The sequence below is a fragment of the Tatumella sp. JGM118 genome (genome assembly GCF_018257515.1).
In the GTDB taxonomy this organism is placed as follows: domain Bacteria; phylum Pseudomonadota; class Gammaproteobacteria; order Enterobacterales; family Enterobacteriaceae; genus Tatumella; species Tatumella terrea.
Genome location: NZ_JAERJR010000008.1, coordinates 24,406 through 38,968, shown reverse-complemented (window position 1 = coordinate 38,968; position 14,563 = coordinate 24,406). Strand labels below are relative to the sequence as shown.

The 14,563-nt window shown below is 50.5% G+C and carries 13 protein-coding genes and 1 tRNA gene; 6 read left to right on the top strand and 8 right to left on the bottom strand.

Annotation, left to right across the window (positions count from 1 at the left end):
* The first annotated feature begins 39 nt into the window (after positions 1–39).
* Together JK223_RS09630 and JK223_RS09625 are read left to right on the top strand one after the other, a co-directional pair.
* Entirely contained in the window at positions 40–474 is a 435-nt protein-coding gene (locus JK223_RS09630) for a DMT family transporter (RefSeq protein ID WP_212713969.1), read from the top strand.
* Between the two features lie 9 nt (positions 475–483).
* On the top strand, positions 484–951 hold the full coding sequence (locus JK223_RS09625) for a DMT family transporter (RefSeq protein ID WP_212714050.1): 468 nt from the start codon (positions 484–486) through the stop codon (positions 949–951).
* Positions 952–1,162: 211 nt separating this feature from the next.
* On the opposite strand, the gene JK223_RS09620 is transcribed toward JK223_RS09625, so the two are convergent.
* The 4 genes from JK223_RS09620 to JK223_RS09605 form a co-directional block, all read right to left on the bottom strand.
* The gene (locus JK223_RS09620) at positions 1,163–1,966 is read right to left on the bottom strand and encodes a hypothetical protein (protein WP_212713968.1); all 804 of its coding nucleotides are present in this window, start codon (positions 1,964–1,966) and stop codon (positions 1,163–1,165) included.
* A gap of 507 nt (positions 1,967–2,473) precedes the next feature.
* Positions 2,474–2,550: transfer RNA gene (locus JK223_RS09615), tRNA-Pro, on the bottom strand.
* Between the two features lie 73 nt (positions 2,551–2,623).
* Positions 2,624–4,381 (bottom strand): LPS biosynthesis-modulating metalloenzyme YejM, encoded by a 1,758-nt coding sequence (yejM, locus tag JK223_RS09610; RefSeq protein ID WP_212713967.1) that lies wholly within the window; start codon positions 4,379–4,381, stop codon positions 2,624–2,626.
* Positions 4,382–4,399: 18 nt separating this feature from the next.
* Positions 4,400–4,627 carry a YejL family protein gene (locus JK223_RS09605; RefSeq protein WP_212713966.1) on the bottom strand — a complete coding sequence of 76 codons (228 nt, stop codon included), beginning with the start codon at positions 4,625–4,627 and terminating at the stop codon, positions 4,400–4,402.
* Positions 4,628–4,907: 280 nt separating this feature from the next.
* Between JK223_RS09605 and yejK the strand changes: the two genes are divergently transcribed.
* Complete coding sequence (gene yejK / locus JK223_RS09600) at positions 4,908–5,915, top strand: nucleoid-associated protein YejK (RefSeq protein ID WP_212713965.1); 1,008 nt, start codon at positions 4,908–4,910, stop codon at positions 5,913–5,915.
* A gap of 58 nt (positions 5,916–5,973) precedes the next feature.
* Here yejK and rplY read toward each other — a convergent pair whose 3' ends face one another.
* Positions 5,974–6,258, bottom strand: a complete 285-nt coding sequence (gene rplY, locus JK223_RS09595; RefSeq protein ID WP_212713964.1) for a 50S ribosomal protein L25 — start codon at positions 6,256–6,258, stop codon at positions 5,974–5,976.
* Between the two features lie 139 nt (positions 6,259–6,397).
* Entirely contained in the window at positions 6,398–8,152 is a 1,755-nt protein-coding gene (locus JK223_RS09590; protein WP_212713963.1) for a DEAD/DEAH box helicase, read from the bottom strand.
* A 143-nt stretch (positions 8,153–8,295) separates the two neighbouring features.
* Between JK223_RS09590 and rsuA the strand changes: the two genes are divergently transcribed.
* Positions 8,296–9,030, top strand: a complete 735-nt coding sequence (gene rsuA, locus JK223_RS09585; RefSeq protein ID WP_212713962.1) for a 16S rRNA pseudouridine(516) synthase RsuA — start codon at positions 8,296–8,298, stop codon at positions 9,028–9,030.
* Between the two features lie 22 nt (positions 9,031–9,052).
* Complete coding sequence (locus JK223_RS09580) at positions 9,053–10,234, top strand: Bcr/CflA family multidrug efflux MFS transporter (protein ID WP_212713961.1); 1,182 nt, start codon at positions 9,053–9,055, stop codon at positions 10,232–10,234.
* A gap of 179 nt (positions 10,235–10,413) precedes the next feature.
* Here the strand turns inward: JK223_RS09580 and mepS are convergent, their stop codons facing one another.
* Positions 10,414–10,989, bottom strand: a complete 576-nt coding sequence (gene mepS, locus JK223_RS09575) for a bifunctional murein DD-endopeptidase/murein LD-carboxypeptidase (RefSeq protein ID WP_212713960.1) — start codon at positions 10,987–10,989, stop codon at positions 10,414–10,416.
* Between the two features lie 756 nt (positions 10,990–11,745).
* On the opposite strand from mepS, the gene JK223_RS09570 reads away from it, so the two are divergent.
* Entirely contained in the window at positions 11,746–13,308 is a 1,563-nt protein-coding gene (locus JK223_RS09570; protein ID WP_212713959.1) for an APC family permease, read from the top strand.
* Between the two features lie 506 nt (positions 13,309–13,814).
* Here JK223_RS09570 and JK223_RS09565 read toward each other — a convergent pair.
* Complete coding sequence (locus JK223_RS09565) at positions 13,815–14,513, bottom strand: phosphatase PAP2 family protein (RefSeq protein WP_212713958.1); 699 nt, start codon at positions 14,511–14,513, stop codon at positions 13,815–13,817.
* Positions 14,514–14,563: the final 50 nt, after the last annotated feature.

The window sequence follows — 14,563 nt, the reverse complement described above, 5'->3', positions numbered from 1 at the left end:
TGCGGCCTGTCTCTCTAAAACACATAAGACAGGGGTCTCATGAGATTATTATTTCTTTTACTGGTGATTGCCGCGGGGATGGGGCTATCGACGGAAGCCGGATTAATCGGTCCTCTGGGGGAAGAGGTCGGGGAACTGCCGGCCACGCTGAGTATATTCGGGGTGGGTACAGCACTGACCTTCTTACTGATGCTTTTTTGCAGCCCGCGCAATAGCCCGTCTCTTTTTGCACAGCCACCGGAGCAGCTGACCGGCGGAATACTGGGGGCGGCTTACGTCATTATTATGACCGTCGTCACGCCGGTCATCGGGATAGCCGTCACCATGGTGGGTATTCTGGCAGGGCAGATCTTTCAGAGTCTGGTGATCGACCATTACGGTTTATTCGGGACACCACGCCGGAAAATCAATCATAAGCGGGTTATTGCGCTGCTTTTTATTATTGCGGCACTGATACTGATGGCTAGAGGATAAACACCGATGATGACAATACTGATGATGCTGCTGGCCGTTACCGGCGGGGCGATGCTGAGCATCCAGGCGGCTATCAATGGACAACTGGGCAGTCAGATCGGGGTATTTAAAACCGCATTTCTTACCTTTTCGGTCGGCGCACTGATCACGGCATTATTGATCTTGTTTTTTGAACCGCACCATAGCCTCACACTGATGGATGTCCCCAAATGGCAACTGACCGGGGCGATGTTCGGGGTCCCTTATATTGTGATTATGGTACTGGCACTGAGGCGCATCGGTTCAGCGCTGGCGACGGTCGCCGTCATTTTTGGTCAGTTGCTGATGAGTATCATGATCGATAACTTTGGCTGGCTGCATAACCCGACGATTCATTTCACCCTGAACCGACTGGGGGCGCTCCTTTGCCTGGGCATTGCGCTGTTGTTTATCTATTCGGGTAACCGCAAAGAGGATCCGGACGCCTCGCGGGAATAAGAATACGTGCAGATATCGCGCGTACTGCCGGCACAGATGTGATACGCGCGATACTCCAGTCCATACGCTGAAGGTTTCCGGTGTTAACGCACCGGCATAAAAAAAGCAGCCATAACAGGCTGCTTTTTTTAGGGATTTTTGGTCGGCACGAGAGGATTTGAACTTCCGACCCCTGACACCCCATTATAGGTTGTTATAATTCGACTACTTTCTAAAACAGAAGATCTCCTACGAAATCTTTTCCAAGTTCTATATCAATTGGTTCATTACGTATGATTGCAGGTTTATTGTCATAGTAAATTTCAAATACAAACCTGAACTCCTCATCGTTTTTAAAATTTAAAGGCTTTGTGTATACTATATTTTCAAGGCTTTTTATCACGGAGCTTAAAGATTTATAATTTATATTATTACTAAATATATATCTTGGTGTGTATTCAATTTCATTGAATGAAGATTTTATTGTTAATAAGTCATGGTTAAACTCTCCATCAGCGATGATTAATTTTTTTTCAATTATTACTTTTTTTATTTCTTCCTGTGTTTTTTTTAGGAATTTATCAGCATCTTTAAGCTTGAAATACCAAAAGTCATCGTAACCATCAAACTTCGGTTTTGTTGGTAGGCTACTGATTAATGAAGTACAAAAAACGAAGCAGTTGTGATAAAGGCTCCTCATCTTTATAGATGAATCTTCGACAGTAACATATCCGTTAATAAATTGAACATTGCCCCCTTGCATTACTCCTTCCGCACTATTTTTATTCTGAGGGATAGTTAAGCAGTTGTACGGGTAGTATGGAGCTCCACTTGAAAAGACACCGTTATACAAATAGAGAAAAACTTCAATAGGGATCTCTGATTTTTTAATATCAATTCGAAAATCAAAAGTTCCTTCTAGCTCATCTCTTAGTTCCAGGCTTTCTAGCTCCCTGAATCCAAAAAGCGTACCTATCCTAATAGAGTTAGTCGTTTTAAGGTTATGTTCTTTATTACAACTTTTGACGATATACATAAAATTGCCTCTATATTGATTTTAAAAAAGTTATCAAAGCTATGTAACATTTAAGATCGTTCAATAAATTACGTATCTGACATCGACAAGTTTTTAGTGGTATACTAAAGTGAATTTCCTTCAAAAAAAATGAGTAAAGTACTATCAGGTAAGCTACTACTCCGTCATATTTGGTGAGATTTTTGAAAGATAGGGGTGGACACGTTCGGCAGACATAAAAAAACCTCAGACCGAAGTCTTAGGCTTTTTCTTACGCTCGGAGCCGTGGCTCTTTTGCGTATCCTTTCATGTCCCGTTACTGTCTGGTCAGTGTCCGGGTACAGTGCTCAGTTGCTTGATTTCTCTCGCGTTGTCCTGTCACTGTCCAGTCATGATTGGTGGAGCTGGCGGGAGTTGAACCCGCGGACATTTCCTGCATCTGAGAGCTACTTTTACCAGACTTTTACCATCTGGAAATCACAGGCATAAAAAAAGCAGCCATAACAGGCTGCTTTTTTTAGGGATTTTTGGTCGGCACGAGAGGATTTGAACCTCCGACCCCTGACACCCCATGACAGTGCGCTACCAGGCTGCGCTACGTGCCGGACTCTGTGGCAATATACTACGGATAATTTTAAAAATAGCAACATCCGTAAGCGCTAACTGTCTCATTAATAATCAGTTTGCGATGAAGCGTTTTTCTTCCGTCAGTACCTGCAACAGCAATCCAAGTTCCGGACGCTGCTTGCGCAGACGTTTTCCGGCGGCGTCATAAGTGGTGTAATTACCATCATTATTCAGCACCAGAGTCATCTGCGGGGTAGTGATGATCAGCCGGCCGGCATCATTAGTACTGGTAACCCAGTGGTGCTGACGCTGCGGACTGAACAGGTCTTCGCCCTGAGAATAATCTTCCGCCGGGGTCGACACATGCAACAGACGTTGCATCAGGGTCGTCATCACATCCTGTTGCTCGGTCAGCTGCCCGATACGTTGCGACGGAGCCGAAGGCCAGTGAATGACTAACGGCACCTGCAATAAACCACGATTACCGTCATTCTCACCGGCATTATTGAAGCTGATCCCCTGCCCGGCAGTAATGATAACCACGGTGTTTTTCAGCAAATCATTCTGCTGTAATTGTGCGAGGATACGGGTTATTTGCTTATCAGCATTGCCACTACTCTGAGCGTAATTTTTCTCACGGGCGGCCACCGAGTTACCACTGGCATTAATCCCATCCAGTGACACCCATGAGAACCACGGTGCTGAAGTATTCTGTTGTTTCTGCAACCAGGCCTGCCACTGATCGACCGTCTGTCCGTCGTTTTGAGAGGTTGCTGCTGGCAGAGAGTAGTCTGCCAGTAACGCCTGCCGGTACAGCGGCTGACTGAACCCCTCTGACGAGAACAAGCCAAACTGATAGCCCTGATTATTCAGGGTACTCAGCAGGGCAGAAGGCATCCTGGCCGCCAGAATACCATTCATATAACTGGCCGAAATGCCATAAAACAGACCAAACAACCCGCTCTCACTGTTACTGCCGGAGCTGAAGTGTTGCGTAAACTGTATATTGTTGTCGGCAAACTGGCTGAGTGCCGGGAAGCTGGTCGCCAGATGAGAGGCATCCGCCCCATTAAGGGTGATCAGCATCAGATTATAGTGGCTGCCGCTCTGACTGAAATTGATATCACTGAGCGGATAGGCCACGGAAACCGCATCCGGGTCTCCCTGCTGAATAAGACGTCGCTGATATTCCTGCGGGTCCAGCAGACCATGTTTTTCAAGAAAACGCCGTGCAGTCATCGGATAGGATAACGGCAGGTTCGCTTTCTGCATGGTGATTGGCCGGTAAAAATTGGCATCTGCCCAGATATAGAGCAGATGGCTGGATAAAAATGCCACGATAAACAGCACGGCCAGTGGCTTACCAAAACGTCGGCGGTTGAGGCTGCGCAGTTTCTGCCAGCTCCAGGTGGCAAACAGCATTTCCACCAGGAAAATGACCGGCACTGAAATAAACATCAGTTGCCAGTCACGTGACATGTCGCTCTGTTGCGGATTGACCATCAAATCCCAGACCACAGGATTCAGATGCAGATGGAAACGATCAAAAACCTCGCTATCCATTAACAGCAGGGTCAAACCGCTGGTGGCGAGAATTGAGGAGATCACCCTGAGCAATCGTTGTGACATCACAACGAAGGTCAGCGGGAAGATCACCAGCAGATAGGCGGCAAAGACCAGGAAGCTGAAATGACCGATCCAGCTACAGTAAGCATAAATTCTGCCCGCCAGCGAGGCTGGCCAGTCAGTCACCAGCAGATAACGGCTGCCCAGGATGAGCGCGAAAAAAATATTAAACAGGGCGAACCAGTGCCCCCAGCTTATCATCCGGGACACTTTTTCCCTGTAGCTCTGCTGGCTGTTTACCATAGGGTTCAGATCACATCATCAATGTGCATGGTCTTCGCGGACAGAAGCCTGCAATGCTTCAGCGAAGGAACGTGCCAGAGTATGACGTTGCGCAGGCGCAACGCTGGCGTTAATCAGATTCGTCACCATATTGCCCAATACCATCAGGGAAAGGTCAGTAGGTGCATGATCTTTTTCGAGTACTTCAACAAGTTCAGCGAGCAAATGTTCAACACGCTCGTCACTATATCGGGATGATTGTGGCATATTATCAGTTAGCTAAGTCGTAAAAGGCGACTATTCTACTGCAAACATGACTTTTTTTCTGCAATTTTATTGTCTGTTTAGCCTCAGGATAGCGGCTGTTTTGTTAATGACTGTTGTAGCCTATTGTGGCTGATCTTGCACCGTTTTTCATCTGCGGGCGGCTGAGATTTTGAATATTCTGAATAATTCCCGGCTTCAGTGGGGCTCCGGCAGGAAATAAGATTGAAAGACGTTCGGGGCAATGGTTGAATACGCATCTGCATAAGAAGGGGAGTCTGCCATGAGTCTGGATATTGACCAGATTGTCGTCCATCAGTTAATCAAACGTGATGAAGATCAGCTGGAGCTGGTGTTACGTGACTCTTTGCTGACGGCCAGCGAAGCTGTCGAAGAGATGCTGGAAGAGTTACATCGGGTCTACAGTGCCAAAAATAAGGCCTATGGATTATTCAACCAGGAAAGTGAACTGGCCGACGCCCTGCGCCAGTGCCGTCGCGGTGAACAGGATTTTTTAGCCTTCAGTCGTGCCGCCACCGGCCGTCTGCGGGATGAGCTGGCGAAATACCCGTTCGCGGAAGGCGGAGTGGTGTTATTTGCCCGCTATCGCTACCTCGCTACCGAATATCTGCTGATCTCTGTGCTGAATAGCCAGGCCAGTATGCGGGTGAATGAAAGTCTGGATATCAGCACCACCCATTATCTGGATATCAACCACGCTGATATTGTGGCACGGATTGATCTTACCGAATGGGAAACACAACCGGAGTCGCTGCGGTATCTGACCTTCCTGCGCGGTCGGGTAGGGCGCAAAGTGGCCGATTTCTTTATGGACTTTCTCGGGGCCAGTGTCGGTCTGGATACCAAAGCCCAGAACCGCAGCCTGTTACAGGCGGTCGATGATTACTGCGATGAGGCCAGTCTCGATAAAAAAGAGCGGCAGGAGTATCGTCAGCAGGTCTATACCTACTGTAACCAGCAGTTGCAGGCCGGTGAGGAGATCACGGTGCGTGAACTGTCTGGTGAATTACCGGAAGTGGGTGAGAAGAGTTTCAGTGACTTTACCAGTGAGCAGGAGTATTCGCTGGAAGAGAGCTTCCCGGCGGATCGCAGTACCCTGCGTCAGCTGACCAAATTTTCCGGCAGCGGTGGCGGGCTGACCCTGAACTTTGATGCGATGTTACTGGGTGAACGTATTTTTTGGGACCCGGCGACAGATACCTTAACCATTAAAGGTACCCCCCCTAATCTGCGGGATCAGTTGCAGCGCCGGACCAGCAGTAAATCGTAGCCGGACTGCATAAAAAAACGCCGCATTAAGCGGCGTTTTTTTTAAACCAATTCAGCGATTAAGCACGAACGAAGTCGATGTGCTGAATTTTTGGTTTGAACGGGTGACGCTGTACGGCCTGAACTTTAACGTTAGTTTCTTTACCGTCAACAACCAGGGTCAGAACCGCAGAGTAAAACTCCGGGTTAGCCTGCATGTTGATTAAAGAATCGTGGTCCAGTTCGATAGAAACAGCTGCTTCATTTCCGCCATAGATGATAGCCGGGAATTTTTTAGCTGCACGCAGGCGGCGGCTCGCACCCTTACCCTGCACTTTACGTTCTTCTGCTTTGATAGTGAACATTCTTATTTCTCTTGGTAATTCTGTTACAGGCGACCCAGCAACAGAAGGTTATTCATAAGCACTCTTACCGGATGTAAAAGCGCGCGGCATTATAACGGCTTCACTGACGCCGGGCAAATAAAATCACCCGCCGGGCGCTTCACCGCAACTGGTGAGCTTTACGGAAACGCCCCTGGTAATCAAAGACCTTATGCCGTATCTGCCAGAAATGACCTTTTTTGCGGGCGACAATAAAGTCCGGATAACGGAAATGCTCACTCAGTGCCGCCAGATCCGTCGCCGTTTGCCAGTGAAGCGGTGTGGCCGGGGCCTTATGATGTTGCCTTAAAAACAGCGTCTCAAAAATATGACGCTGTCCCGGCGTCTGCAGCCGGAAAAGTTCGCTGACTTCCGTGGCTTCTTCATCGTAATAGGTGATCTTCAGGCTTTCACCCCGGCTGTCTTTACCCGGTTGCAGAGTCATTCCTGCACAACGTAACACCAGGGCATCTTTCAGTTTTAGTGCGGCCTTCAGCATATCGTCGGGGTCGGTGAGAATGCACTGACACTGATGACAGACACGGGCCGCGATATCATTTTCCGCATTACACTGTGGGCAGGATTTAAAGCGGAACCGGAAATCACATTGCTCACGGGGGGCGTCCGGGAAGTCAATAATCCCCTGGCAACGCCGGCCAAAATGCTCGGTGATAGTACCGTCGGCGGTGGTTTTTCCCCAGAACGTATTGGCAAACCCGCAGGCCGGACAGAAAACCTGCACCGGCTTATTATCACTGGCCCCTTTCGGCGTACCGATTTCCGGACTGAACAGGTCATGAGGGTTACCGGCATAGTCGAGGATCAGACAATCCGTTTTACCGGGGGACAGACGCAGCCCCCGGCCGACAATCTGCTGATACAGGCTGACGGATTCGGTAGGGCGCAGGATAGCGATAACATCCACGTGCGGCGCATCGAATCCGGTCGTCAGCACAGAGACATTCACCAAATATTTAATTTTCTGTAGCTTAAACGTGGCCAGGATTTCGTCCCGCTGGCGTGCAGGCGTTTCACCGCTGATCAGCGCACTCTCCGGAGGCAGCAGACCAAGAATTTCCCGGGCATGCATGACGGTGGCCGCAAAAATCATCACGCCGTGCCGGCCTTCTGAAAGTTCAATCACCTGGCGGATGATTTCCGGTGTCACACGCCGTTGTTTGCTGAGCTGATCATTCAGATCCCGCTCGCTGAACAGCCCCTGCTGTGAGGCAAACAGGGCAGAGAAATCATAGTGGACCACCGGCATATCGATCCGCTGAGGTTCGGTCAGATAACCATTTTTAATCATATAGCGCAGTGGCAGTTCATAGATACATTCATAGAACAGCGCATCCGCGTCGCCGCGGACCATACCGTGATAGTGCAGATGATAGATCCAGCCTTTCCCTAACCTGAAGGGGGTTGCCGTCAGCCCCAGCAGCCGGAGTTCCGGGCGTCGCTGGCGCAGATAAGTAAATATGGTCTGATACTGGCTCTCTTTGTCGTCGGCAATCCGGTGACATTCGTCGACGATAATCAGTGAAAACGCGTCGTCAAAGGCCTCCAGGTTGCGGGCCACGGATTGCACGCTACCGAATACCACTTTACGGTGGCTCTGCTTTTGCTGTAAACCGGCAGAAAAAATATCTGCGCTGAGCCCCAGCGCTTCATATTTTGCATGGTTCTGAGCGACCAGTTCTTTCACATGGGCCAGAACCAGTACCCGGCCCCGCGCTTTGCGGGCCAGTTCGGCAATCACCAGGCTTTTACCGGCCCCGGTAGGCAGAACAATGACGGCCGGTTGCTGATGCTGACGGAAGTAACTGATGGTGGCATCCACCGCTTCCTGCTGATAAGGGCGTAGCGTAAAAGACATAAAACGTCACTTTTCCGGGACTGACTTAAGGGATCGCATGCCATCACTGACAGTGCAGTACAGATCACGCTATACTGACCGGCTGAAGATGACGGTTAGCGTCATTGTATTTACCCTTCGCTGCTACAGGCAAAAAGAAATTCATGCGACTTGATAAATTCATCTCTCAACAACTGGAAATTAGCCGGGCCATTGCATCCCGTGAAATTCGTGCTCAGAAAGTCACCGTCGATGGTGAGATAGTGAAAGACAGCGCCTTCAAGGTGTCTGCGGAGCATGAGGTTGCCTACGAAGGTAACCGGTTGCAACAGATCACCGGCCCACGCTATTTTATGCTGAATAAGCCGCAGGGATATGTGTGTGCGACGGAGGATGAAGAATACCCGACGATTTTATACTTCCTCGAAGAACCGATGGCCTGGAAACTTCATTCCGCAGGGCGCCTGGATATTGATACTACCGGACTGGTGCTGCTGACCGATGACGGACAATGGTCACACCGCATCACGTCGCCACGCCATCATTGCGAAAAAACCTATCATGTCACGCTGGACTCTCCGCTGGATGAGCAGGTCGCCGAACAGTTCGCCAAAGGTGTGGCACTGCGCGGGGATGACGAGGCGACAAAACCTGCCGTGCTGGAGGTGATCACCCCGACCGAAGTGCTGCTGACCATCAGTGAAGGGCGCTACCATCAGGTCAAACGGATGTTTGCCGCCGTGGGTAACCATGTTGTGGCCCTCCATCGTCAGCAGATCGGCGATATTGTGCTGGATGAGACCCTGGAGCCTGGCGAATACCGTGAACTGACCCGCGAGGAAATCGACAGTGTCGGTCTGCCTGTCGAGTTGCAACAAAAAGCAGCGCGCCGTAAATAGCCTGTCACCCGGAGAAAAAAAATTGAGGCTTATCGTTATCCTGGGCTTGCTGGCAATGCTGATGCCACTGTCTATCGACATGTATCTGCCGGCCATGCCTCAAATTGCCAGCGAGTTTATGGTATCCAGCGGTAAGGTTCAGATGACGCTGAACATCTATATTCTGGGGTTTGCTGTCGGCCAGCTCTTTTATGGCCCGCTGTCCGATAGCCTGGGGCGGAAGGCGGTATTGTTGCCGGGGATTGGGATCTTTATTGCAGCGGCGGCCGGCTGTGCGCTCTCCGGGAGTATTGACCACCTTATCTGGATGCGGCTGGTTCATGGCCTGGCCGCAGCGTCTGCCGGGGTGGTCATCAATGCTATCATCCGCGATTCCTATGCCAGCGCTGAGTTCTCACGCATGATGTCGATAATGATGCTGATCACCACCCTGGCGCCGCTGCTGGCACCGATTTTCGGGGGCTGGTTGCTGCTCGCCGGCGACTGGCAATCCGTGTTCTGGACCCTGGCGGTGGCAGCGCTTGCGGGGTTTCTGCTGGTGACGTTTTTTGTGAAAGAATCGTTGCCTGTCACAAAACGTCAGCCTCTGCACCTGCGCACTATCCTGAACAACTTTATTATTCTGTTCCGTAATAAAACGGTATTTGCGCTGATGATGGCCAGCGGATTCTCGTTTGCCGGTTTATTTGCGTTTCTGAATGCCGGGCCGTTTATTTATATCCGGCTTTTTCATATTTCGCCGCAGCATTTCGGCTATTATTTTTCGTTGAATATCGTCTTTCTGTTCACGATGACCTTGATTAATACCCGACTGGTGCGCAAAACAGGGCCGTTGTTCCTGTTTCGTATGGCGCTGATGATACAGTTCGTGGCGGGTGTCGCGTTGTTGCTGGTCTGTGCATTAGGATGGGGATTGTATCCTCTGGTGCTGAGTATAGCTGTCTTTATTGGTTGTGTGTCGATGGTCTCCTCCAATGGCATGGCGGTGATTCTGGATGAGTTTCCGCATATTGCCGGGACGGTCTCTTCACTGGCGGGCACGTTACGCTTCGGCATTGGCGCACTGACGGGGGCGTTATTATCACTGTTCAGTTTTAACACGGCCTGGCCGATGGCCGGTATGATTGCTGCCTGCGCCACACTTTCTGTCTTACTGTTTCGTTACGCCTCCCGCAGCCAGCGTCTGGCCCGGGCGGCAAAATAAAATTCCGCAGCCTCAGGCCGGGCATGCCCCGGTACCGGGCCGGTCTGCGGGCGGTCGTTGCCTGCCGGGAAAGAGTGTGTTTTGAAACCCATAGCGGTGAAATATCAGCATAAAAAAACGCTGCCCGGGGGCAGCGTTTTTTTTATTGTCTGGCTAAAGACTTTAAAGGCCTGATGACATTAACTGTTGACGTTAGTTAAAACCCGACGTGCTTCGCGATAGCGATTTTTCCAGTAACTGTCATTAAGACTTGAAATCATTACGCCGCTGCTGGTGGATGCATGAACAAAATTATTATTGCCCAGATAGATCCCCACATGACGACCGGTCGAGCCAGAGTGGAACAGTACAAGATCACCGGGACGCAATTTGTTACGTGAGACCTTTAATCCTGCATCCTGCTGTTCAGAGGTCGAACGCGGTAAATCCAGGCCAAACTGCTCGCGAAACGTTCGCTGAACGAAAGCGGAACAATCGATACCCCGTTTGGTATCACCGCCCATCCGGTAACGTACACCTTTCCAGTCAGCATACTGATCCATAATCCGTGACTTGATGTCCACGTTCTTAACCATCTGTTCAAATTCAGCCTGAGACGCCTGAAGTAAAAAACCATTATGGTTGTTAACTTCATGCTTCTCTACCCGGGCAGTGGTTTGTGCGGGGGTGGTGCTACAGGCCGAAAGTAATGTTGCTAAAGCAATTGCGGGCACGACCCGCCAGATATATCTCAGGGTAGGTTGAGATTTGACCATTATACGTAGTTCCCTTCAAAGTCCTTACGACAAATTGCCGCTAGCCAGATAACAAGAAATAAAGAGAATAACCGGACGGGTACGCTGAAAGACGCCGATTATAAGAACACGCGGATAAAATGCAGTGAACAGATAATACGTTAGCGCTTGTATCAGAACATATGCCGATATAAAGGCAGATTACCGTATAAAATGCCAACTGGCGAGAGCTTTTAGGGAAATTTTTGATTTAGATTAATTCAATAAAATTGCTTACCATTTTACCCGTAATCCGTGAAATCTGTTTCAGGATGAAAAATCCTTATCCCTCCCTGAGAATCTGCGTCTTTCCTCCGGGTACTGACGCATCTGAACCCCGATATCCGGCGGGAATTCTGCCGATCCTGACGAGATGTGGGTCACCGGATTTTCTGCAAACTCTGCTGCCAGAGCCCGTCATTACTGGTCCCGGCGTGTTACTGATCTCTTTAGTGGCTAGGCCTGATGATAGCTTTGCCCCGTTCGGGTGCAATGACCGGCTGACTGCGCTAAAACAGTGCATCATCTTCAGATTATCAGCGTTGGCATCCGGCCTGTGGCTCAGGTAAGTGAACAGGCGGGTGCGAGACCCCGCAGCAGCAGGAAATAACCCGGATTTATCTTATCTGCAGGCAGTTTGTATTTCTGGCACGCAAAATGCTTATCTGAGAGGTAAGGAAATAAAAACTAAGACGATATGACGAAGTTTCAGTCGCAGCACAACATGATGAGGTCTTTATGGCAAAGGGTGCATTTAAACAGAAACTAGGGCTGGTTGATCTCAGCCTGTTAGGAATAGGCTCGATGATCGGGTCCGGCTGGCTTTATGCCGCATTAACCAGCTCCGGCTACGCCGGTGCCCAGACCGGTTGGGCATGGATCCTGGGCGCTATCATTGTATTAATGATAGGTTTAGTGTTCGCTGAACTCTCAGCAGCGATTCCGCGTGCGGGGGGATTTGTTCGTTATCCTAACTTTTCTCACGGTAACGTCGTGGGATTTGTCATCGGTGTCAGCTCGCTGCTGGCTTATACCAGTACTGCCGGGGTTGAGGTTGAGGCCGTGCGTCAGTATGCACAATACTGGTGGCCGGGGCTCAGCCATACGGATGGCAGTCCGACAGCCGCGGGTTTTCTGATCCAGATCCTGTTGCTGGTTGGCTTTTTCCTGCTGAACTACTGGAGTGTCAGTGTCTTTGGCCGGGTGAATACCCTGATCACCACGTTCAAGTTTGTGGTGCCGTTACTGACCATTGTTACGCTGTTTATGTATTACCACGGCGCTAACCTGGATGTGCCACCACCGCCACCGGGCGGGGCACACGGTATCTTCACTTCCCTGACCGGCGCGGGCATTGTGTTTGCCTACCTCGGTTTTCGTCAGGCGGTCGACTTTGCCAGTGAGGCGAAAAACCCTCAGCGCAATGTTCCGTTGTCCATCATGATTGCGATTGCCGTAAGCTTTGTTATTTACATTGCGCTGCAGTATGCCTTTATGGGCGCAGTTCCTTCAGAAGCGCTGACGGCGCATGGCTGGGATGGACTGAAACAGATCTTCCAGTCACCGTATGCGGACCTGGCACGTAGTCTGGGTATTACCTGGCTGATTAACCTGATTCTGGTCGATGCGGTCATTTCACCCGCCGGTACCGGGAATATCTATCTGGCTGGTGCCAGCCGTGTTCTGTTTGCCTGGGCACGTAACGGACATTTATTCAAAATCTTTGGTGAGGTGGATCCTAAGTCCGGTGTACCGCGCGGTGCGCTGTGGTTATCGCTGATCCTGTCAATTGCCTGGACATTACCTTCTGAATTCCAGGTCTGGGGCGGGCTGATTGGTGCGGTGACTTCCGCCACCGTCTTCACCTATATGCCTGGTCCGGTTACGCTGGGGGCCTTCCGTCGTCACCTGCCGGGTATGGCGCGTCCATTCCGTCTGCCACTGGCATCGGTGCTAAGTCCGTTAGCCTTTGTTGCAAGTACACTGCTGATCTACTGGAGTGGCTGGTCTGTTAATGAACTGCTGATCCCGGTCTTTATTCTGGCCTGGCTGGGTTATGCCATCTTTGCGAAAAAGACAGCGACTTCTGCCCGTGACCTGAAATGCAGCTGGTGGTTACTGGTTTACTACGTACTGATTCTGGCTATCTCTTACCTGGGAACGTTTGGCGGAATCAATGCGATTGGTTCACCGACCGATATGATTCTGGCTGCCGTCGCAGCACTGGTCTGCTACTACTGGGGCGTAGCCACCAGTCTGCCAGTCCCGGAAATTAAAGATCATGAAGAACTGGCTGACTGAGTATTACCGACGTTAATCAGAACTGATTAAACATAAGGCGCCTTCTCAGGCGCCTTTTTTTATCCTTGCTTGTGAGGGGCTTATGACCTTCACTGCCTGACTGCCTGACTGCCACATTAATATCACTTAAGACCAGACTATGCTCCGAAGAAGTCGCCGTCGTTCGGGAAATGCCCGCCGGTGGAGGCAGGGGCATCGGTGTGACAATGTGGATGTGACATGATGGGTATCACCCGCAGAACCTGGTGTTGTATCTGCGTCCGTCTGGCAGAGCGACCCGGCTTTCAGGCTATGCCGTCCGCGGGAACGGTGGCTTCTGCGCCGGTATCACCCCGGGGTGAACAGAACCTGATGTCAAAAGGGCGCGCTCAGGCCCCGGCGGTCACAGGATCCGAAGATAAGACAGGGACAATAACGAGGCGAAACAGGTCAACACTGCGATGGGGAGACAGATTCAAAAGCCGTCAGTGCAGTCACACCGACGGCAGGCCCGGAGGGGCTTAACGTTATTTTTTCCTGCGGGGCAGCTTTTTATCCAGGTAGTTCACCAGCATGTCGCTGCCCGGGGTTAACAGCCACCAGCTCATCCCGACCAGAACGACAGACAGTGAGCCGACAGCGATATCGGTAAACCAGTGTGCACCCGCCATCACACGAGGCATCGCAAAGACGAAGAAGATAATCAGCGCCTTAATAAAGGCGCGACCACCAAAATAACGCCACATAAAACAGGCGAAAATCATCAGCATCATCCCGTGATCTCCCGGGAAGCTGTCCCCCGACGCATCTTTTGTCGGGATACCGGTCAGTTCGCCTGCACGGTGAGCATTATGGAAGAACAGCGTCGGGCTGCTATGAACCACCGGGATACGATGACCTAACTGATTCAGCACGACCGCACTGATCAGCATGGTCACACCGATAGCCAGCATACGATGATGACCCGCCGCATCACTCTTTCGCCAGTAGGAATAGTAGAGCAGTCCCATCGCTATCAGGGAAACCAGGTCAAAGCCCCGGAAGTTGGTGATGGCAACAAAGATAGCGAACGCGTGATGCGTCACCATCTGGTTATTGAAGCCAAAGAAAATGGTTTTATCGAGGCCGAACCAGAAACCGTGATGTTCCGGCAGATACCACGAAAAAAAGAGTGCGATGCCCAGGGCATTCAGCAACAGGATAGTGATCAGACGTGAAAGGCGCATTTTATAAACTCAATTTTTTAATAACGGTGTAGGGTACTATATAAATATAA

Coding starts and splice junctions, on each gene's coding strand:
- JK223_RS09630 (WP_212713969.1), top strand. CDS start 40: ATGAGATTATTATTTCTTTTACTGGTGATTGCCGCGGGGATGGGGCTA.
- JK223_RS09625 (WP_212714050.1), top strand. CDS start 484: ATGACAATACTGATGATGCTGCTGGCCGTTACCGGCGGGGCGATGCTG.
- JK223_RS09620 (WP_212713968.1), bottom strand. CDS start 1,966: ATGTATATCGTCAAAAGTTGTAATAAAGAACATAACCTTAAAACGACT.
- yejM (WP_212713967.1), bottom strand. CDS start 4,381: ATGGTAAACAGCCAGCAGAGCTACAGGGAAAAAGTGTCCCGGATGATA.
- JK223_RS09605 (WP_212713966.1), bottom strand. CDS start 4,627: ATGCCACAATCATCCCGATATAGTGACGAGCGTGTTGAACATTTGCTC.
- yejK (WP_212713965.1), top strand. CDS start 4,908: ATGAGTCTGGATATTGACCAGATTGTCGTCCATCAGTTAATCAAACGT.
- rplY (WP_212713964.1), bottom strand. CDS start 6,258: ATGTTCACTATCAAAGCAGAAGAACGTAAAGTGCAGGGTAAGGGTGCG.
- JK223_RS09590 (WP_212713963.1), bottom strand. CDS start 8,152: ATGTCTTTTACGCTACGCCCTTATCAGCAGGAAGCGGTGGATGCCACC.
- rsuA (WP_212713962.1), top strand. CDS start 8,296: ATGCGACTTGATAAATTCATCTCTCAACAACTGGAAATTAGCCGGGCC.
- mepS (WP_212713960.1), bottom strand. CDS start 10,989: ATGGTCAAATCTCAACCTACCCTGAGATATATCTGGCGGGTCGTGCCC.
- JK223_RS09570 (WP_212713959.1), top strand. CDS start 11,746: ATGGCAAAGGGTGCATTTAAACAGAAACTAGGGCTGGTTGATCTCAGC.
- JK223_RS09565 (WP_212713958.1), bottom strand. CDS start 14,513: ATGCGCCTTTCACGTCTGATCACTATCCTGTTGCTGAATGCCCTGGGC.